Source organism: Corynebacterium sp. FDAARGOS 1242 (assembly GCF_016889985.1).
Taxonomy (GTDB): Bacteria; Actinomycetota; Actinomycetes; order Mycobacteriales; family Mycobacteriaceae; genus Corynebacterium; species Corynebacterium minutissimum_B.
This window is the reverse complement of record NZ_CP069568.1, coordinates 382,683-401,411: the sequence shown is the minus strand read 5'-3', so window position 1 is coordinate 401,411 and position 18,729 is coordinate 382,683. Positions and strand designations below refer to the sequence as shown.

General features: G+C 57.8%; 16 protein-coding genes and 1 tRNA gene. 6 read left to right on the top strand and 11 right to left on the bottom strand.

The features are described 5' to 3' along the window. Nucleotides 1-56 precede the first annotated feature (56 nt). The 3 genes from I6J72_RS01935 to wecC all read right to left on the bottom strand — a co-directional run bounded on the left by I6J72_RS01935 (nt 57) and on the right by wecC (nt 5,390). Nucleotides 57-2,147: a glycosyltransferase family 2 protein gene (locus I6J72_RS01935; RefSeq protein WP_204099718.1), complete on the bottom strand. Its 2,091-nt coding sequence runs from the start codon at nt 2,145-2,147 to the stop codon at nt 57-59. Nucleotides 2,148-2,749: 602 nt separating this feature from the next. Continuing rightward, complete coding sequence (locus tag I6J72_RS01930; RefSeq protein WP_239107448.1) at nt 2,750-3,949, bottom strand: glycosyltransferase; 1,200 nt, start codon at nt 3,947-3,949, stop codon at nt 2,750-2,752. A 175-nt stretch (nt 3,950-4,124) separates the two neighbouring features. Further along, nucleotides 4,125-5,390, bottom strand: coding sequence for a UDP-N-acetyl-D-mannosamine dehydrogenase (gene wecC, locus I6J72_RS01925; protein WP_204099716.1), 1,266 nt, complete (start codon nt 5,388-5,390; stop codon nt 4,125-4,127). Nucleotides 5,391-5,579: 189 nt separating this feature from the next. On the opposite strand from wecC, the gene I6J72_RS01920 reads away from it, so the two are divergent. Beyond that, nucleotides 5,580-6,467: a hypothetical protein gene (locus I6J72_RS01920; protein WP_204099715.1), complete on the top strand. Its 888-nt coding sequence runs from the start codon at nt 5,580-5,582 to the stop codon at nt 6,465-6,467. A gap of 8 nt (nt 6,468-6,475) precedes the next feature. On the opposite strand, the gene I6J72_RS01915 is transcribed toward I6J72_RS01920, so the two are convergent. Then, entirely contained in the window at nt 6,476-7,876 is a 1,401-nt protein-coding gene (locus I6J72_RS01915) for a glycosyltransferase (RefSeq protein WP_204099714.1), read from the bottom strand. A 198-nt stretch (nt 7,877-8,074) separates the two neighbouring features. Here I6J72_RS01915 and I6J72_RS01910 point away from each other — a divergent pair. Beyond that, a tRNA-Asn gene (locus I6J72_RS01910) sits at nt 8,075-8,147 on the top strand. Nucleotides 8,148-8,341: 194 nt separating this feature from the next. Continuing rightward, nucleotides 8,342-9,976: a histidine phosphatase family protein gene (locus tag I6J72_RS01905; protein WP_204099713.1), complete on the top strand. Its 1,635-nt coding sequence runs from the start codon at nt 8,342-8,344 to the stop codon at nt 9,974-9,976. A gap of 77 nt (nt 9,977-10,053) precedes the next feature. Here the strand turns inward: I6J72_RS01905 and I6J72_RS01900 are convergent, their stop codons facing one another. The 4 genes from I6J72_RS01900 to I6J72_RS01885 form a co-directional block, all read right to left on the bottom strand. Further along, entirely contained in the window at nt 10,054-10,653 is a 600-nt protein-coding gene (locus tag I6J72_RS01900) for a DUF1707 domain-containing protein (RefSeq protein ID WP_239107444.1), read from the bottom strand. Nucleotides 10,654-10,795: 142 nt separating this feature from the next. Continuing rightward, nucleotides 10,796-11,953 (bottom strand): non-hydrolyzing UDP-N-acetylglucosamine 2-epimerase, encoded by a 1,158-nt coding sequence (wecB, locus tag I6J72_RS01895; protein ID WP_204099711.1) that lies wholly within the window; start codon nt 11,951-11,953, stop codon nt 10,796-10,798. 42 nt (nt 11,954-11,995) lie between these two features. Further along, the gene (locus tag I6J72_RS01890) at nt 11,996-13,270 is read right to left on the bottom strand and encodes a phosphatase PAP2 family protein (RefSeq protein WP_204099710.1); all 1,275 of its coding nucleotides are present in this window, start codon (nt 13,268-13,270) and stop codon (nt 11,996-11,998) included. A gap of 66 nt (nt 13,271-13,336) precedes the next feature. After that, nucleotides 13,337-13,474: a hypothetical protein gene (locus I6J72_RS01885; RefSeq protein ID WP_204099709.1), complete on the bottom strand. Its 138-nt coding sequence runs from the start codon at nt 13,472-13,474 to the stop codon at nt 13,337-13,339. A gap of 217 nt (nt 13,475-13,691) precedes the next feature. Between I6J72_RS01885 and I6J72_RS01880 the strand changes: the two genes are divergently transcribed. Then, nucleotides 13,692-13,976, top strand: coding sequence for a hypothetical protein (locus I6J72_RS01880; RefSeq protein ID WP_049157298.1), 285 nt, complete (start codon nt 13,692-13,694; stop codon nt 13,974-13,976). Nucleotides 13,977-14,026: 50 nt separating this feature from the next. Here I6J72_RS01880 and dnaG read toward each other — a convergent pair whose 3' ends face one another. Further along, the gene (dnaG, locus tag I6J72_RS01875; RefSeq protein WP_204099708.1) at nt 14,027-15,955 is read right to left on the bottom strand and encodes a DNA primase; all 1,929 of its coding nucleotides are present in this window, start codon (nt 15,953-15,955) and stop codon (nt 14,027-14,029) included. 121 nt (nt 15,956-16,076) lie between these two features. Here dnaG and I6J72_RS01870 point away from each other — a divergent pair, with 121 nt between their 5' ends. Together I6J72_RS01870 and I6J72_RS01865 are read left to right on the top strand one after the other, a co-directional pair. After that, the gene (locus I6J72_RS01870) at nt 16,077-16,568 is read left to right on the top strand and encodes a ribonuclease domain-containing protein (RefSeq protein WP_204099707.1); all 492 of its coding nucleotides are present in this window, start codon (nt 16,077-16,079) and stop codon (nt 16,566-16,568) included. A 29-nt stretch (nt 16,569-16,597) separates the two neighbouring features. Next, nucleotides 16,598-16,831, top strand: coding sequence for a hypothetical protein (locus I6J72_RS01865; RefSeq protein ID WP_204099706.1), 234 nt, complete (start codon nt 16,598-16,600; stop codon nt 16,829-16,831). Here the strand turns inward: I6J72_RS01865 and I6J72_RS01860 are convergent. Further along, nucleotides 16,828-18,102 (bottom strand): deoxyguanosinetriphosphate triphosphohydrolase, encoded by a 1,275-nt coding sequence (locus I6J72_RS01860; RefSeq protein WP_204099705.1) that lies wholly within the window; start codon nt 18,100-18,102, stop codon nt 16,828-16,830. The genes I6J72_RS01865 and I6J72_RS01860 overlap by 4 nt on opposite strands. Nucleotides 18,103-18,113: 11 nt before the next feature. Continuing rightward, the gene (locus tag I6J72_RS01855; RefSeq protein ID WP_204099704.1) at nt 18,114-18,698 is read right to left on the bottom strand and encodes a YdcF family protein; all 585 of its coding nucleotides are present in this window, start codon (nt 18,696-18,698) and stop codon (nt 18,114-18,116) included. Nucleotides 18,699-18,729: the final 31 nt, after the last annotated feature.

The following is an 18,729-nucleotide window of genomic DNA, read 5'->3' as shown; positions in this document are numbered from 1 at the left end:
TATTGTGTTCGAACGTCCATATAAGTCACGATCTTCGCTGAGGACGCTGAGAATTGCTACAGGGAATTGTACTCAGTCTGTCTAAGAAGTTCGTCGAGAACACCACGGGCTTGCTCGACGTCACCCGCCTGCGAAGTGAATTCAAGTGGAAGCCCTGACAGAGGCGAGCCCTCTACGATGACTCCCCACACAGCTGCCCCACTACCGACGTAGTCAGCATACTTCGAGGGAAGGAATGGGTTAAGGCTCAACGCTGTCCCCGCTGTGTTGGTGTCATTGACAACAAGAGCGTCGAAACGCGTGGAAACGTTAAGGAATTCGAGGTACGGCAAATACCCGTTGATGCAGAGGCATTCCGCTGCGGGATGATTCCACAATTGACGACGAAGCTGGTCGGGCGCCGCGGTGAAGATATGAAGGCGGAACAGGTTACGCACCGGATGATCTTGGAGCGCGGTGAGAACGTCACCAATTCCGCGGTTGGCATAGAAGTTGCCAAAGTAACCGATATTGATGTGATCTGCATCGAGGGCATAGTCCGCCTCCACGAGCTGATACATCTCTTTTGTCGGCTCTGCGTGGTGCCGAATCGTCGACTTAGCGCGCACAAACTCTTGGAGGTCGGTGGGATAACGCTCCAACATGACTTGTCGCTGGTTGGAATTAGTGAAGATGACTTCGTCGGCATACAGCAGTGTTACTAGTTCAGTAAGCTCAAAGTGAGTGGTATACGAGATGTTCGGCCAATCAGATCGCGTGACCATCGTCTTAAGCTTGTGAGTGGTCACTCCCCTAGTGAGCTTTCCCGGCCGAGGTTTTCCGTCTACACCAATGCAGAGTGGATCAGAGAACTCCGCCTCCCATCGTGTCTCAGGATGGTTGTCTTTAAAAAGAGCCGCAGCCACATGGGAACCGGACCAAAGAGCGCGCGAATACATCGATTTATAGGGACCGTAGGCCTTCGCGCGCTTGGCGGCTTTCGTCGCAGCTTGTCGTGCATAAGAACAAATAGCACCCCAGTGTGCAAAAGAAGCGACGACATCGAGCTCTTCAGCGTGAACAAGATAAGGATCCACGATGAGCTTTGTCGAATCATCGTGACCGCGCACGCGCCCCATATTTGCATAAAAGACGTCAACAAGCTCCGCATCATTCCGAATCACTTTTGCTGTCACGTTGGCCGAAGTGTCTGCGAAGGGCGGGAAACAGTAGGAGAACACTAGTCGATTCGCTTTTTCGGTACGCAAACCGCCCCAGCGCAAACCAGGAACACCAATATCTACGGCAGTGTCGATGGCCCGCTGAACATCTGTGGGATGGGCGCGTAGGTAAGTCTCGATGAATCCGAATTGGGCATCCTCAAGCTTCTGAAGGGCCTGCTGCTTAGAGTCACCCTCACGAATCTCGCGGAGTTGTGCAATGCATTCGAGACGCTGCGCTACGTTGAAATCAAAGCTCTCAACTTGGCGCGACACAGAATCGTGTCGGATGGTTCTCAAATACGATGAGTTGCTTGGTGCTGCTGGAACGTTGAACACGAGTCCTGATTCTTCAAGGAAGTGTGCAAAGTAGGCGACGTCCTCACCCGAACGCAGCGATTCCTCATAGCGATAGTTTTGGGCCAGCTCCGAAGGGAATACCTTGCAGGCGTTAAAGCCGAGTGCCCACGGCGCTCTCGCTACTGGAACGGTGGTGCCGCGAAGTGTTGATATACGCGCATTGAGCGAATTCTCTTGAAGGGACCCATCATGTCCCTTATCGAGGATCGGCAGAAGCACACAAACGCCATTGCGAGCATGCTCTAACCCCGTCTCAAGGAATCGAGGTTGAAGGGCGTCATCATCATCGAGAAAAGTAACGAAATGGCGACCAGCACTTGCAATACCAAGGTTGCGGGCGCGGCCGACGCCGGGTGATGCGGTCCGAAGTACTCGTAGATCGAGCTGCGAGAATTGATCTTCCAGATCTAGTTCTATGTCTAGTGCCGCTGGCCCGTTGAAGACGACTAAGACCTCGAAGAGATCGGTGCTTAAGGTTTGATTCGAAAGCGAAGCGAGCGCCGCAGTGAGGCCAGAGCTTGCATCGTTGGTTGAATCATGCGCATAAGAGGGAATGATGACACTGATTCCTGGAAGATTGGCGCTCATCTTATCTTCTCCAACATTTTGTACAGCGACACCACCGCAGAGCTTGGTAGATATTGCTTAACTGGCTTAGCCAAGGTCGCAACGCGTGAAATCACTAGTGTTCGGAGCGTCGGGGCATCGGGGGCTGGACCCTGGTCGCGCGGACCGACATTGGACGCCGAAAGAGGCGCGGAAAGTCCCCGAAGAAAATCATCGGGGGGCCGAGACGTACCGGCTGATTCCTCTACTCTGAGATGAATCCATCTTTCGGAAATGTGCACTCCTGCGACGCCTAGATCTTCGCTCACTATGTCATCGCTATCAACTAGGTCATAGAGGTTGTCCGCCGCTGAGCGCGGCGCCCAGTATTCGACTACTTCCCTATCCCGGATGAGCCGAGCGAGAATAGGAGTTGCTTGGGCAGCGGGAACGTCGGCAAGCACCGCCGGCATATTAACCGCGTGATCGAGTTCCTCCTCGCTGAAACAAAACACCACTGTCCCATGGCTAGCGGGTAAGGGCTGGAGCTGCTCTGAAGAGCACAGGAGCACTGCATAGTCGGTCTCGGCGGGCTTGTAATCATCAAGCGATCCAATTCTCATCGGCACGTTGTCCTTGCCTAGCTAGTTCTTTTCCGAAACAACGCTCGTTACGATCTCCCGAATGACGTGCGGAACGGCTTCATCACGTTGTTTGGCAACCCATTCACGTCCACGCGCGGATACGTGAAGCCTCGAGCGGTCCTCTATGAGGCTTATCCACATATTTGCCAGAGCTTCTGGATTATCAGGTTCCACAACATGCCCAGCCTCAAGTTTCTCAACCAATGCGGCTGCTTCTCCTTGCACTACACCACTAATGTGGAGGCCAACCGACATCAACTCATAGGTCTTTGAAGGCACCGTGCGAGTTAGTGGCTCCCATGAGGTGAGATGAACCAACGCCGTGTCTGCCCAGTCATAAAACTCTTCTAGTCGCTCTGCGGGATAACGGTGCTCGATCGAGGCGTCAGCCCCTGTTTCTTGAATCAAGTCCCTAACAGCAAGCCACGCAGCGCCGTCGCCGACGATGCGTAACCGCACCTTATAGCCCCGATCCTGAGCAATTTTTGCCGCTCTGACTGCATTATCGATTCGCTGAGCACGCCCCACTGTGCCGGCGTAGAGGACATGAAGCTCATCTCGCTGTATCCGGCTCATATCCGCGGCCAGATACTTAGTCTTTGGCGGAAACACATTACGGACGGTGCGAATAACACGTTTACGGCCGTCCCGCTTCGCAGGCAATGTGGCACCCAAATCCGTTGCTAGGTCCTTGGAGGTCGTGATGATTCCATTGGCATGGGTTAACGCGCGCATCATGGCCGTCTCAGTAAGAGCCGTCAAAACTTGGAAAGGGCCTTTGCTCAAGACCACCTCGCGGATCGAGCGTCTGCCCGTTCCGGAGTTCCAGTCATCTTTCTCACGTAGAAGCTCCGGCCATGCGTCGCGAAGATCCACGATGTAGGGAGCTCCAAGATGCCGTGCGACCAGCATGGTGACCACCGAAGTTGGGAGAGCAGGGACGGTGCCGATAATTAGATCGGGAGAAATCTCCTGAATTTGCTTCCGATGCGTCACTTGCATTGCCAGCATCGAAGTTGCGACTGAGGCTTGGTTTAATATTCGGCGAGTTAACGTAGAACCAGCAGGGAAAAACCCTGAGCGGAAGATCCTCTCACCCGAGTTTCCTAGCTCAGCTCGGCGGCAGCCAAGGATGGCGTCTTTAGACAGCCACTGCTTCAAACGGATTTGACGTTGGTAGTGAGGTGGAGGCGCAATCACAGCCACCTCATGCCCAGCCTCGACAAGGATCTTTGTCAGCCACGACCACCGTCGCTGCGGCACGCCGTTCTCTGGGGCCCAGTACTGGGAGAGGACTAGAATCCGCATCCTACGCCGTTCTTCCTAAGTGTCGACATCCTGCGCGGCCCTACAATTAGACCGCGCGGATGTTTCTTTAGCGCCAAATACCCTTGGTATCAATAACAGTCTTGCCTTCTAGCACAGACTGATTGAGGTTAACGAACTCCTTGTGGTTAACGAGGAGGAGAACTACGTCAGCAGCCGCAATAGCTTCCTTCGTGTCCTGCTTTGTAAGGTTGGAAATGTTCGAAAGCACAGCGGGAAGCTCATCGACATTCGGCTCAACGACCCGGATATCGAGCTCTGGGTTATCCACACCGAGACGCTTCACGATTTCCAAGGAAGGCGATTCACGCAGATCATCGATGTCGTTCTTAAAAGCAATACCAAGAGCCGCCACAACTGGCTTCTCTTTACCCTCTAGAGCCGTGACTACTTGCTCAATAACCCATTCCGGCTTGCCGTCGTTGACATCACGTGCCAGCTTAATGAGCTTGGCTTCCTCTGGTGCCGCCGACACAATGAACCACGGGTCAACCGCGATGCAATGACCGCCAACGCCTGGCCCCGGCTGCAGGATGTTCACGCGCGGGTGGTGGTTCGCTAGCTCAATGAGCTCCCAGACATCAATCCCCAAACGGTCGCAAATCAGGGATAGCTCATTAGCGAACGCAATGTTGACGTCACGGAAGGAGTTTTCCGTAAGCTTTGCCATCTCTGCAGTCGTAGCGTTGGTCATAAGAAGTTCCGCTGTACAGAAAGTTGCGTACAGATCACGAGCAAGCTCAGTGCCCTTGGGCGTCAAACCACCGATAACACGGTCATTGTTTTCCATTTCTTCCATGATCTGGCCCGGTAGAACTCGCTCTGGGCAGTGAGCTACGAAAATGGCGTTATCATCTTCATCATTAAGGGACAGATCCGGTCGCAGCTCAATGAGGTGCTTCGCCATATCCTCAGTAGTGCCCGGAGGAGAGGTCGACTCCAAAACGACAAGCGCGCCAGGGCGAAGGTGCGGGGCAAGCGCCTCAGACGCAGCACGAATGTACTTGGCATCTACCTTGTGATTGTCCTGGAAAGGTGTTGGAACGCAAACAATGTAAGCGTCAGCTTCAACCTGCTCAGCCTGCGCGATAAGGTTTCCTTCTCCTACCACCTTGGCCAGAAGCTCTTCGAAACCCGGTTCAAAAAAGGGCACTTTGCCTTCATTAATAAGCTTGACGAAACGTTCATTTACGTCAACGCCGACGACTTTGACGCCCTTTGAGGCGATAAAAGCCGCCGTAGGTAGACCGATGTATCCGAGGCCTACAACGCAAACTTTGTCAAAGCTATTGGCAGCATTCTCCTGAGGCGTCATCTTTTACCTTTCTCGCTACAGTGCTCAGTCAACGGTAGCATGCGAAGCCATTCCACAAACGCGACAGTCTCACTAATAGAAAAATCTACTGCCGGTTTAGCGTTCCCCGCTTTTAGTTTCCTTCGGACCCTATATCCACTGCCCACAGAAATCCCATTTTACCGCCTCTTCACGATAAGCTGACGGACTATGTCACTGAGGAGAAACTACGCGCGCTATGGCGCTTCAACTACTTTTTTCGATTCTGTAGAGGAATTTCTCAACTCAGCCGTGCCAGGTAGCTCTTCCGAGGAGGCTGAGGCGATTTCAATTCGCTATGGTGCTGCCTTCATGGATGTGCTCGTTGAAGATCGCGGCGCCGATACGACTATCGTGTTGTTTCACGCGGCCATTGACCCAGACAAGACCACTCTCCCAGTCTTCATTGGTCGGCACATGGTCGAAGGTGTTGATGCCAACCTGGTGTATGTTTCCGATCCCTCGCTTGATCGGGGCGCAAGTATTGGGTGGTTCACGGGAGATGAGTCGCGCCCATTTCAGGAAGACTTCACTTCGTGCCTGACTCATATTTTCGCTAACTTTTACCCTGATGTGCCTGTCGAGGACTTGGGGAAGAAGGCTATCTTCTTTGGGGCATCAGCCGGTGGATTTGCCACGCTGTATTTCTCGCGCCGCTTCCCCGGTTCATTAGCCGTAGTGTCGAACCCTCAAACCCATATCGGACGCTACCTTGAGCCGCAGGTAAAGGCGTACCGCAAGAAGTGTTGGAGTAGCCGGAAGCTCTCCGAGACGACCATGACCTTCGACTTGGTCACTGAGTACGGTAAAGGTTTCGATAACTTCGTGGCCTACCTTCAAAACCGGGACGATGAGCTGCATTACACCCAGCATTATCTGCCATGGTCCCAAGCAGTGGCTAAGCATCCACAACAGTGGAAGCTTCTCCTCGGGGATTGGGGCGAAGGCCATGCCCCTGCTCCACAGATGCTCCTCACCGGAATTCTCGGCTACGCAGCATCACTAGCTGGCGATTGGGAGCGACTCTTCGAAGACGAGATGTTTGCCAGTTCAGACTAGGGCCGCCCCTAGTTGCGTAGCTTCTTGTTCAGCTGGTCCAAGCGTGCGATGACCTTGTTAGCGCGATCCTCCCCAAGAACGCTGCGCACGTTAGCCACGATGCTCGTCCGATTCTGATAAACGCTGTCGATCGCTTGGTCAACTAGCCTACGCACGCCTCGGCTTCGCGCTAAATTCCAGTTCTCCTGACTGACGAAGCGCGCCTTCCCGCCTCGCTGCTGCATGACGATCTTTGCGACCCGAACTCCCTCGGCTCGCTCGCTTTGTGCCAGAATACGGAAGCCACGAAGGATGTGGCCATGCTCCAAATGAAGGCTCACCAATGTTCGAAAGGTTCCGTCCTCCGTAGGAACGTACGCGAAGTGCCCGATACTCGGGTTATTGGAGGCAGCAAACCCCTCGACTGTCTTGTAGGAAGGAACGCATCGCCCACGGGAATCCTCAATCCACAGGCTCACGAGGAGCTCATTATCGAGTTCGCACTCTGACTCTCCGTAGATGGCGAAGCTGACATCTCCGCTAGCAGGCTGAAGAATGTAGTGCTGACCGCCGCCAACGGTGTCATCAATATTTAGCGAAGTGCTCGTGCTCTGCATCTGCTTAAACACCGTGGGAAAGGCAGCCTCAAGGGCAGCGACATCCGTAAAAGGTGGGAAGGCCGCCATGTTCTCCATGAGGCGTCCCATCACTACGCCTGGCTCATGGCGCATGGCGTTGTCTTGCCCCTCGTGGATAGCACGCAAGTAGCCCACCTGAGAGGCATCCAAAATCACTGGCGCATACCGATCTGATTTATCGTGCGGCCCGCTTTGAGGCTCCACGACGGTGCCGTCTCCCCGCACGGAGCAGATGGATAACAAGCCCATCGAGTTCATCGGCGTGTGGGCTTCACGCAGGTGGAAGAACTGGCCATCTGCATAGACCGCCTCAATGCCAAGCGGCATGCTGACGAGCATGCCTTCAAACTCCGGTTTGATATAGGGCGCAGTGGCTCGGAAGTAGTGAGCGGATAAAACGTCGTCGTCGTCTAGGCGGTAGCGCCCAAACGTTCCCTTAAACCCAATTTCTTGAACGTAGCGACGCACCGCTGTCCACCCGCTATCACCATCAGGAAGCTCGTCGAGGCGCAAAACTTCGAAGTTGTCTGCCGCCTCTTGCAGCTGCGCCCTGAACTTCTGCGGCAAGGACTCAGAGAAAGAGACAACGTGCTTCACATCGAAACCATCGGCGGCCTTCGCAAGTGTTGGCACCGTGTGGTTGAGAAAAATGTCCGTGCGTAGCGACAGGCGTGCATCATCGTAGAGGTAGTCGCGGTATTCGTCTTCCGAGAACCCGGTCTGCTCGTTGCTCGCACGCCACGACGTCGAATCGGGGACGAAGAGACTAAAGCGAGTATGTCCGACGAACATGAAGAAACCTCTACCTCTTCCCTGCGAGTGATATCTGACGGACAGTCTAGCCTTGTTTAGGGGTGGGCTTAAAAGATGCCACACTGGGCCGTTTGAAAAAGCGTGCTGTGCTGGCGATTTGTAATCATCATCGCAAACCTTATATAGTTACATCTCGTTGCACCGAGCGAGGTTACTTGCTCAGCAGCATACGCATAATCCTCCATAGCTCAGTTGGCAGAGCATTCGACTGTTAATCGAAGGGTCACTGGTTCGAGCCCAGTTGGAGGAGCAGATAACGCGCTCGTTGACTATAACAGTAGTCAACGAGTTTTTCTGCTTTTAGGCTCAAGGGCGCTTTCGCGCTCAATGCGGGCCTAGCTCAAAACCAAAGCACATTTAACCTCTCAGAAACTTTGACGAAAGGTTCCTGTTCTACGGTGTCTATGTCTCATCACCGACTACCTCTCGAAGGAACTTTTTCTCATGCGTATTCGTGCTATCGCACTTGCAACTGCTGTTGCTTGTGCTGTTTCCTCAGCTCCAGCTTTGGCTGCTAATGCTTCGACCTACTACTCCACTAAGCAGCACTATGAGCCGCAAGGTTCTGTCTACGCTGAAGCACCCGCAGGCTTTCACCAGATCTACACGTCAACCGTAAACCGCCACGGTTCCCGTGGCTTGTCCAGCTTCAAGTACGACGACCTAGCACAGCAGATGCTGGAGTACGCCAAGGAGCACGACCAGCTCACCGAGTTGGGTGAAAAGCTCATCCCTCAGGTTGAAGCCATGATCATTGTGAACAAGGAACTCGCGGGCGGTACTGGCCAGGATGCCGGCTATGGCAACCTCACTGTCGTAGGCCGTGAGGAACTACAGGGCATCGGGCAACGCAATGCTCAGCGCAACTCCGCATTGATGGACCGAATCGAGGATGAGAACCTCAAGGTCAAGTACATTTCTTCCGGTGAAGACCGTGCCAATGACTCCGGCTGGAACTTCGGCGAGTCCTGGCTTTCGGAGAATCCCAAACTTGCAGACAACCTTGTTGACGGTACGGAGGACGGCCACGTGACCATTGAGACACGAACTGACCTCATGTACGCGCACAAGGATAAGAATGCCCCTTCCTATGAGAAGTACTCGGAATGGAAAGACTCCGAGACCCTCGACAGCAAGGTCGAGGAGGCATATGCCAAACCAGCATCGCAGACCGCTGCACGCAGCCTGCTAAACAAGATCTTCACCGAGGATTTCATCGCGGGCCTCGAAGACGGATCCATCAGTTTTGTGGGCCGAGAAAAGGACGACAAGACAGTCGAGGGCATTGTGGACGCCGCCCTGCAGTTCTACAACCTGTATATCATTGCCCCTGCTCTTGCCCATGAGGAGAAGACTCCGGCAGAGGGTTGGATCTTTGACCAGTATATGGATGAGGCGAGCGGCCCAACCTTTGCTTACCTCCTCGACGTTGAGGATTACTACCAGAAAGGCCCTGCTATTGAAGGCCAGACGGTGGCCTACGACAACTTCGAACCGCTGCTCAAGGAAATGATTCAAGGCGTCAAAGACCGCGCCGACGGCGGTGACATCGCTGCTGAGTATCGCTTTGGTCATGCGGAAACCATTATCCCTCTGGCAGCTTTGCTGAAGCTCCCTGGCTCTGAGAAGGGAATCCCCGCTGATGAACTCTATTCGTGGGAGAACTCCGACTGGCGTGGAGACAAAGTAGCGCCGATGGGTGCCAATATTCAGTGGGATGCTTTCCAGAACGAGCACGGAGAAACGCTCGTGCGCATGCTTTACAACGAGAAGGAAATCGCTTTCCACGACGGTTGTGAGCCCATCGCTGAGGGGTCGACGTTCTACACCATCGATGAGCTTTCCGAGTGTCTGCCACTTGGCTCAACGTCGGACCATTCCAAGGCCCGTCTCAAGGAAGATAAGAATCAGGACAACCCGCAGCCGTCACCGTCTGGTGCCGTGTCTTCCAAGGCCGAGGTGTGGGGTGTTGTCGCTGCGGTCGTTGGCGCACTGGCAATCGCTGTCGGTACCGCTGCTGCTAACACTGAGCAGATTAAGCGCATCCTCAACAAGTATGGAATCCACTTGCCCTTTTAAACTGCGGACTTAGACGCGACAGAACTAGCCGGCTCCATTGATCCTTATGGGTTGATTGGCCGGCTTTTATTTTGCGCCTAGCGCTTCACCACATGCACATCCACCCCACCAAAGAGGCTGAAGCAGTTCACCACGACTTCTGGGGCGCTGGCGGGTAGCTCGGCGGGGTCGGTGGCTCCCTTTTCGACCTTGATGTCGTGGCCGCCAAAAAGGCCAATGCCGCTCACACGGACACGGAACCCTTCCGGAATCCAGACATCGACGCCGCCGAATACCCCGACCGCTTGGATCGTCGTGACGTGTTCTTTGAGGGAGGCTCCGCGAAAGTCCACGTCAGTGCCGCCAAAGATGCCCATGGTGGTGTGATGAGAAGCGATGGGCGTACTACGCACCGTGGTGCCGCCAAAGATGCCGAGGGAGAGGCTCTTCGCGCCATGAACGGCAGGCTCAACCTGAGCCAAGGCACGGCTTACTACCGGTTCGGTCTCACTGTTGACGCGGGTAGTGTTGAGTTCATGGGAGCTCCGCTGTGCGACCTCATGGCCACCAAAAAGTACTCTTTCAGGGTTGTCGAGGAGGTCTGATACAAGGTCAAGCAACTCACCACGGGTTACTGCTTCCGCACAGGCATCAGAGCGTTCCTCGAACTCGGTAACGCTGAGTTGTCCCACAGACATCGCATCAGCCAGAATCTGTGAAGTCGTAGTGCGCTGGGGGGTTGTGCATTTAATGTCGCATGGTTCCATATCTTCATTTTACCTGGTACCGCGTTGTTCAGCGCGAGAAAAAGAAGTGGTCTCTCCCCCACACTGAAACAGGTTAGGCACCAATTTCCGGAGAAAAGTCTGGAAGGCGCTCCCCTATTCCAAGGAGCTCAGCAATAGCTGCCACGGCGCGCTCAGCGCCTTTGCCATCGCCGTACGGGTTGACGGCGTTGGCCATGGCGTCGTAGGCAGCGGAGTCATCAAGAAGCAGCTTGGCTTCTGCCACGATGAGGCTGCGGTTGGTGCCCACCAGCTTCACAGTGCCGGCGACGACGGCTTCGGGGCGCTCGGTGTTCTGACGCATGACCAGAACGGGCTTGCCCAATGCCGGGGCTTCCTCCTGGACTCCGCCGGAGTCCGTCAAGATGATGGTAGCGCGGGCGAGCAACTTGGTGAATTGGTCATACGGCAGTGGGTCCGTAATGATGACGTTAGGCAGGGACTCTACCTCCGGAAGGACGGCGTCGCGCACCTTCGGGTTGAGGTGCAGTGGCAACGCAAAGTTGATGTCCGGGTAGGCCTCCGCGAGATCCTTGACAGCGCCGCCGATTTCCTTCATGGCTTCGAGGTTCTCGCGGCGGTGGGTGGTGACCACGACAAGGCGCTTGTCAGATGCTGCGGCTTCCTGAAGAGCGGAATCCTCAAACTCGGTATCCCAACTTGCGGCTTCCAGCAGTGCATCGATAACCGTATTGCCGGTCACCGCGATGTCCTTGGAACGAACGTTTTCGCGGCGGAGATTCTCCATGGAACCTGCCGTGGGTGCGAGGTGCAGCTCAGCTACCTGGCCAATGAGTTTGCGGTTAGCTTCCTCCGGGAAGGGCGAATGAATGTCACCGGTGCGCAGGCCAGCTTCGAGGTGCACGATTTTTACACCACGATGGAAGCCGGCAAGCGCAGCTGCCATGGCGGTGGAGGTATCTCCCTGCGAAACAATGACATCGGGCTGTTCGGCATCGATAACCTCATCAAGGCCCATGAGAGCACGAGAGACAATCTCATTAAGGCTCTGCCCGGGCTTCATCAGCTGCAGGTCCAGCTTCGGCTCAATCCCGAACATTGTGTTGACCTGCTCCAGCATCTCGCGGTGCTGCCCCGTAGAGACAGCCACCGATTCAAAGCGATCGTCCTTTTCCAGTGCCTTGATGACCGGTGCCACCTTGATTGCTTCCGGGCGGGTGCCATACACAGTCATGATCTTCGGCTTAGACATAAACTTCCTTCGACTTTACTGGGAGAGAATTTCTTTTAGAGTCTACATTGCTTGTGCTACGTGCACATTTCCATCTGCGTCCACACTCACGTGCGCACCCAACGCCTTCACCAGGTTGATGCGCTGCCACGAGCCGCTTGCGCCCTGCCAATCCAGTGGGGTGCCGGGCGCGGTAGCGGTCTGGCGGAGGACGTCGGCGCGCTGTTCGTAGTTGAGGTTGGGGTGGGCGGCCTCGAGGAGGACGGGTGCGGCCTTGGGCACGATCATGGGCGCGTCTGGGTGATAAACGGTGCTCAATCCGTAATCGGCCATAGGTTCATACCGCTCGGCGGCTTGGGCAGCGGTGGTATAGGTGGTGCCGGCAGCATTCTGCTCGTCCACAAGGGTGACGATGTCCTTGCCGGTGCGCCACTGGATCTCAGCACGGATTTCGGCCTCGGCTTGGTGCAGGGCATCGCGCATGCGCGGATCGTTGAGTCGGTCGGCGGCAGCGGCTAGGCCTGTCATGCGGCCGCCGATGACGTCCAGGGGCGAATGCACGCCCATGACCACGCGGCGGTTGCCTGCCTCAACGCCGCGCAGGGCCAGCTGCGGGCCGACCTCCGGAAGCATGGAGGCTAACAACGTGGTGACCCACACCGCTTGGTTGGTGTGGCCGGAGGGGAAGGCTGGGGAATCCAGGTAGTAGTTCTTCCTGCCGTCGTTGTAGCGCTTGATGCGGTCCGGAGCCTGTTGGAAAGGACGGGCAGCTTTGAAGTAGTGCTTCTCGGCAAAGGTAGAGCTAGCCAGTCCACCCGCGCGGGCGAGGTAGCCATTGCCCAGCAGGTATTCGGTCTTGGGCAGGCGGTGCTCAGCCAGGGCGTCGCGGAAGGCTTGGCCAAGCTCAGGGCCCATAGCATCGGAGACCGCGGCCATGACGCCATCGGTGTCCGCGGCGGCGTCGCGTTGCGCGCGGGCGATGAGGGTGGCGTCGCCAGCCGCGGCGTTGTTGATTGCCACGGCTTTATCGAGGTCCTCGGCCATGGTGGTGGGGTTGGTCTTGATGTCGTCATAAAGCCGCACCACTTCCCAATACACGCCGTACTGATAGGACGAGACATCGGAGGGAAAACCCACGAGGTAGTCCGGGGTAAAGGGCCGGGGTGTGGGCGCGCCGGGATGCTGTACTGGTGCCTCACCGGTGCTTGAGCCCGTCATGGGATCTGCGAGCGCGGGGATGGTGAAGGGAAGGTCGGCCGCCAAGGCTGCGGGCTGGGCGGAGGTGACCACCAGCACGGCGGCAATCGGGGCCGCCAGCGCGCGGGAAAATGTAGGCATAAGGGATGTCTTACACCTTTTAGGTGTCCGCGACGTGACGGAAAGGTAAACGGCGATGGTGCGCCACTAGTCTTCCGCGGCGCTGACCTCGCGAATTTCCTCGGGGCAGGCAGCGCGGGATTCTGCAGGGGTCAGGCTGGCGGTAAGAAGTGCCGCCATAGCCACGGCTGCCGACGCCGCATGCGTTGTCTTCGAATTCTCCACACATTTAACCTAACGTGAGGTGGGCCGCAGGGGAAGTCCTCAGCGGAAAACTATTCTCCACTCCCCACATAGCCTTACTTTGCGGGCTCGCGGCAGGTAGGCTGTGTCTCAGACGTGTACGTGCCAGCAAAGCCGCCTGCGCGCGTACTGTGAACGCTGATGTGAACGCCACCGCTGGTACTTGTTGCCGGCTGAAGAAGGGGATGACTAGTTTCCAATGATCCAATTTGTTGTGGGCGCTGCCGCCGGATACGTCTTTGGAACCAAGGCTGGACGCAAGCGCTACCACCAAATTAAGGGCGCCTACGAAAAGGCCGTGAACTCCCCTGTCACCAAATCCGCGGTGCGTTCGGCACGCAAGGCTGTGGCCAACCGCTTGGATCCGGACCCTCGCATGCGCGAGCTGAAGGACTACAACAAAGGGAAGCGCGGCAAGCGTGGCGCCAGCGGCACCGCGGATGGAATGACGGCGGACCGGATTTACGAGCCGGACGAGGATTAGCGCGCACGCTACAGCGCGTACGCATGGCTGCGGATTAGCGTCTGCGTCAGTTAGCGTACGCCGCGGAAGGCGCGGTCATTGAGCTCGCGGCGAGCTTGCTCGAGGGCGACGAGGTCCGCGAAGAGTGAGTTATAGGCCTCTTCGTCGTCGGAGGGGCGCATGCGGCCTAGTTGTGCCTTGAGTTGGGCTACTTGGTCGCCCACCCGGGCTTCCTGAAGTCGCGAGAGCACGGAATCGGCGTAGGCCTCCAGGTCGGTATCGGGGTTGCCGGTCTCGCCCAGCTTGATGGGTTCGACGGCCAGCTCAGAGACGAAGTTGCGGGCCATAAGATCCGGCATCTCCCCGGCCACGGCGGCGAGCCACTCCACGCCGGGCTGTTCGGCACCGGCGGTCACGCCACCGAGGGTGGAGATAGCGCGGCGGATCGTGCGGTAGGCCTCGTTGGAATAGGCGTCCTCGGTAATACCATCGAAGTAGCTGCCGGCGATCTGCGGGTACTGCAGGGCCAGCTTGAGGGCCTCGCGCTGTGGCCACAGGTGCGGCTCGCGGGGACCGGGGATGTGCATGACGGGGGCGCTGGTCTGCGCGGGTGCTGAGGACGTTTCCTCCAGGCTGGCAAAACGCGGGCGCTCCTGCTTTTTAGGTTTGCGGGCCTCCTGGCGTACTTGGTGGAGGACTTCCTCCGGGTCCGGCCAGCCCACCCACCCGGCGAGGCGGCGGGCGTACTCGCGCTGCAGAGGTTGGTCCTGGATCTGGGCTACGACGGGCACGGCGCGGCGCAGGGCCTGGAGACGACCTTCGGCCGAGTCGATGCTGAAGTCTGAAATGACCGAACGAATGACGAACTCAAACATCGGTATGCGGTCCGCCACGAGGTCGCGCACGGCGGCATCGCCGCGCTCAAGGCGAAGGTCGCACGGGTCCATACCGTCGGGAGCAACAGAGACGAAGGACTGGCCGGTGAACTTCTGCTCACCCTCGAAGGCGCGCATGGCGGCCTTCTGGCCGGCCTCATCACCATCGAAGGTGTAAATGAGCTCGCCATGGAAGTAGGAATCATCGAGCATGAGCCGGCGCAGCACTTGGAGGTGATCGCCGCCGAAGGCGGTGCCACAGGAGGCCACGGCGGTCTTGACACCCGCGGCGTACATGGCCATGACATCCGTGTAGCCCTCCACCACCACGGCCTGGTGCTGCTCCGCAATATTGCGCTTGGCCAAATCGAGGCCGAAGAGCACCTTGGATTTGCGGTAGAGCATGGTCTCCGGGGTGTTCATGTACTTGCCCAGCTTGTCATCGTCGAAAAGCTTGCGGGCGCCAAAGCCAATGACATTGCCGGAGAGATCCTTGATGGGCCACAGCAGGCGGCGGTGGAAGCGGTCAATCGGGCCGCGCTTGCCCATCTTGGAAATACCGGCGGCCTCCAACTCTTCGAAGGAAAAGCCCATACGCAGCAAGTGCTTGGTGGCGGTATCCCAGCCCTCAGGCGCATATCCACATTCAAAGTCGTAGATGATGTCCTTGGAAAAGCCTCGGTCCAGGAGGAACTCGCGGCCGGTTGCTGCCTGCGGGGTTTCTAACTGCTGGCGGTAGAACTCGTGCGCAGCCTTGTTGGCGGCGATAAGGCGCTGGCGGGTGCCGGGCTTTTCATCGCGTGCGCCGGTGGAGCCCCCTTGATAATTGATGTGGTAGCCAATTTTTTGGGCTACGGCCTCCACGGCTTCCGGGAAGGTGACCTGTTCCATCTCCATGAGGAAGCTAAAAACATCGCCGCCTTTGCCCGTGGAGAAGCAGTGATAATAGCCGCGCTGCGGGCGCACGTGGAAGGACGGGGTCTTCTCATCCTTGAAGGGGCTCAGCCCCTTGAGCGAGTCATAACCCGCGGGCTTGAGCTGGACGTATTCGCCCACGATTTCCTCAATAGGCGCGCGTTCACGGATAGCTTGGATGTCGCTGTCCGGAATTCTGCCTCGTGCCATGCGTACAGACTACCCCGCGCGGTGGACATGGAGCCATCGACGGTCAGGAGTCCTGCCGCGCGGCTTACAGTACGCGCGGACGGGATTTCAGTTTTGGCCCTATAGCTGCAATGATGGGGGCATGTCCCAGTCCTCCCCTTCCAGGAAATCACTGCCTGCTCTCATCGGTGGTGCAGTGCTCGTGCTTGTTGCGGGTTATTTTGGCATCGACCTCGGTAGTGATGGTGGGAGCAGCAACGGCGGCCAGACGGAGCAGGCCTCGGACAAGGGGGACGAGGGGGACGTCGGCAAGCATGGCTCCGAGGAGGGTGACCTGCCCACCTGCTCTATGGACTCCCTGCCTGAGCAGGCGGAGGAGACCGCGCAGGACATTCTGGCCGGCGGGCCCTATGACTATCCGGACAATGACAACGTGCGCTTTGGCAATTATGAGGGCGTGCTGCCGCAGCAGGATAAGAATTATTATCGCGAATACACGGTGGATACCCCGGGCATCGGACACCGCGGCGCCAAGCGCATCGTCACTGGTGGCGGCAGTGAGACGGACCCGGACGTGTGGTACTACACCGATGACCACTACGAGAGCTTCTGCACGATTCCGGACGCCGAGTAGTGCGTAAGAACTAAAGGATTGTAAACAGCATGGACCGCATTCTCATTACGGAGACTATCCGCAGCCGCGAGGATTTCTATGGTGCGCTGGGCCGTCTGCGCAGCAATGCGGCGGGGGCGCCGCACAACCTCGATGACCTCGCGGATTTCCTGCGGGAGCAGCACATCCAGGCGATCATTGCCGCCGACTTTGACCTAGAGCAGGACGACTTGTCGCGGATCTCTTCGGTGTTGGAGGACCAGGGCGTAGCGCTCGTGCGCTAGCTGAGGAATCCGAAGAGCTCGGCGCTGCGTTGGGCTAGGCGCTCGAGGCGGGATTCTGTCATGGAAGCGATCTGGTCGATGATGGCGCGGTCGCGCTCCACATCGGACTCGGCCTGGTTCCACCACAAGGCGAAGGTGGCGTCCAGCGAGCCGGGGGCGCCGGCGACGAGGTAGTCGTAGACGCGGTAGATGCGCTCGCGTTGGCGGTCTTGGCGGGCTAGGTGGGCGGGCTCGTCCATGACGTAGAGAACGGCGATGGTCTTGAGCAGGGTGACCTCAGCGACCGCGCCTGGCGGGACGTGGAGGTCACCATTCATGCGGCCGAGCGGACCGTCATTGGCTTCTAGGGTGGCGGAAACGGTAGCGCCCACGTAGCGGCCGACGAGCTCGGAGGTCATCTTCTTTAAGTTGGTATAGGAGCGCAGGGAATAGTCGAAGTTGCCGATGGCATTGATGATGTCCAGTTGGCGCAAGCGGTCGGCAGCCTCGAGCAGTTCGTCGGCGGTGCCGCCAAAGGCCTTAGCACCCTTGTCTGCCAGCTGTGCGAGTTCCACAAGGTCCCACAAAACACCCAGTGAGATGCGGCGGGAGATGATGCCGTCTTCGACGTCATGGACGGAATAGGCGATGTCATCTGACCAGTCCATCACCTGGGCTTCCATGGACTTGCGCTGGTCCGTGTGGCCCTGGCGGAGCCACTCCAGGACGTCCGCGTCTTCGTCATAAGCGCCGTATTTGCGGTTGAGTGTGCCGTCGGGGTTGGTCTTGGTCCAGGGGTATTTGCAGGCGGCATCAAGCGAGGCGCGGGTGAGGTTGAGGCCATAGCTGCTCAGGCCCTGCGGCGTGTCCAGGACGACTTTGGGTTCCAGCTTGGTGAGGATGCGCAGGGTCTGGGCGTTGCCTTCGAAGCCGCCGAGGGCCACCTCGTTGAGCGCGTTCTCGCCGTTGTGACCGTAGGGCGGGTGGCCAATGTCATGGGTCAGACCGGCCATATCGCAGAGATCGGGATCCAAGCCCAACCCGGCGCCGATGCTGCGCGCAATCTGGCTGACTTCCAGGGAGTGGGTCAGGCGAGTACGCGGGGTATCGCCGTCGCGGGGGCCGACAACCTGCGTTTTATCCGCCAGACGGCGCAGGGCCGCCGAATGCAGGACGCGGGCGCGGTCCCGGGAAAAGGCGCCGCGGTGCTCCTCGGTGGGGCTGAGGGCTGAGCCTTTGGGGCTCTCGCTGGCCAAGCGGGCGACGTCATCGGCGGAATAGTTGTAACTCACAGGGCTTCAGTTTAGGCGTTGTCCTCGCCCTGCTGGGGCTGCCTCGCGCCAATGACACGGTGGCGCAGAGCCTGGTTAGGTCGGATGATGCGCTCGATGCGGTAGAGGGCCGTGCGCAGGCCTGCGGAGCGCTCCTCCCCTACTGCGGTGCGCAAGCCCAGATAGATAAGCCCGCCGGTCTCGTGGGCTAGATAGCGCCACCACGGGATGGAAAAGCGCGGGGAGGGGTAATAGGGGGTGCCGAGGACGGTGGCCCTGATTCCTTCCTGGCGGGCGATGACGTAGGTGCGCAGGCGGTGGAGCGGATCGGTCACAATGACCGCGTCGGTCACGTTGAGCTTCTCGCGTGCGGCCGCCAGTGAGCTGCGGGTATCGAGTCCTTCGGGGAGGGCGGTGACGTTAAGGGGGACGTCGGCAAGCATGGCTCGTGCTACCCCCGCCTCCGTGAACTTATCTCCGGGCAAGTTCCCTCCCACGGTGATGATGGGGAGATTGTGCGCGGTGGCGTACTCGGCGGCGTAACGCACGCGACCGGCCAGGATGCGGGAGGGGCGGCCGTCGTACTGCGCGGCGCCTAAGACAATGACGTATTTCACTGTCTTACTACCTTAGCGCCGGGAAGGTATC

Excerpts from the sequence above, each read along its gene's own strand:
- I6J72_RS01935 (WP_204099718.1), bottom strand. The coding sequence starts at position 2,147 with ATGAGCGCCAATCTTCCAGGAATCAGTGTCATCATTCCCTCTTATGCG.
- wecC (WP_204099716.1), bottom strand. The coding sequence starts at position 5,390 with ATGACGCCTCAGGAGAATGCTGCCAATAGCTTTGACAAAGTTTGCGTT.
- I6J72_RS01920 (WP_204099715.1), top strand. The coding sequence starts at position 5,580 with ATGTCACTGAGGAGAAACTACGCGCGCTATGGCGCTTCAACTACTTTT.
- I6J72_RS01915 (WP_204099714.1), bottom strand. The coding sequence starts at position 7,876 with ATGTTCGTCGGACATACTCGCTTTAGTCTCTTCGTCCCCGATTCGACG.
- I6J72_RS01905 (WP_204099713.1), top strand. The coding sequence starts at position 8,342 with ATGCGTATTCGTGCTATCGCACTTGCAACTGCTGTTGCTTGTGCTGTT.
- I6J72_RS01900 (WP_239107444.1), bottom strand. The coding sequence starts at position 10,653 with ATGTCTGTGGGACAACTCAGCGTTACCGAGTTCGAGGAACGCTCTGAT.
- wecB (WP_204099711.1), bottom strand. The coding sequence starts at position 11,953 with ATGTCTAAGCCGAAGATCATGACTGTGTATGGCACCCGCCCGGAAGCA.
- I6J72_RS01890 (WP_204099710.1), bottom strand. The coding sequence starts at position 13,270 with ATGCCTACATTTTCCCGCGCGCTGGCGGCCCCGATTGCCGCCGTGCTG.
- I6J72_RS01880 (WP_049157298.1), top strand. The coding sequence starts at position 13,692 with ATGATCCAATTTGTTGTGGGCGCTGCCGCCGGATACGTCTTTGGAACC.
- dnaG (WP_204099708.1), bottom strand. The coding sequence starts at position 15,955 with ATGGCACGAGGCAGAATTCCGGACAGCGACATCCAAGCTATCCGTGAA.
- I6J72_RS01870 (WP_204099707.1), top strand. The coding sequence starts at position 16,077 with ATGTCCCAGTCCTCCCCTTCCAGGAAATCACTGCCTGCTCTCATCGGT.
- I6J72_RS01865 (WP_204099706.1), top strand. The coding sequence starts at position 16,598 with ATGGACCGCATTCTCATTACGGAGACTATCCGCAGCCGCGAGGATTTC.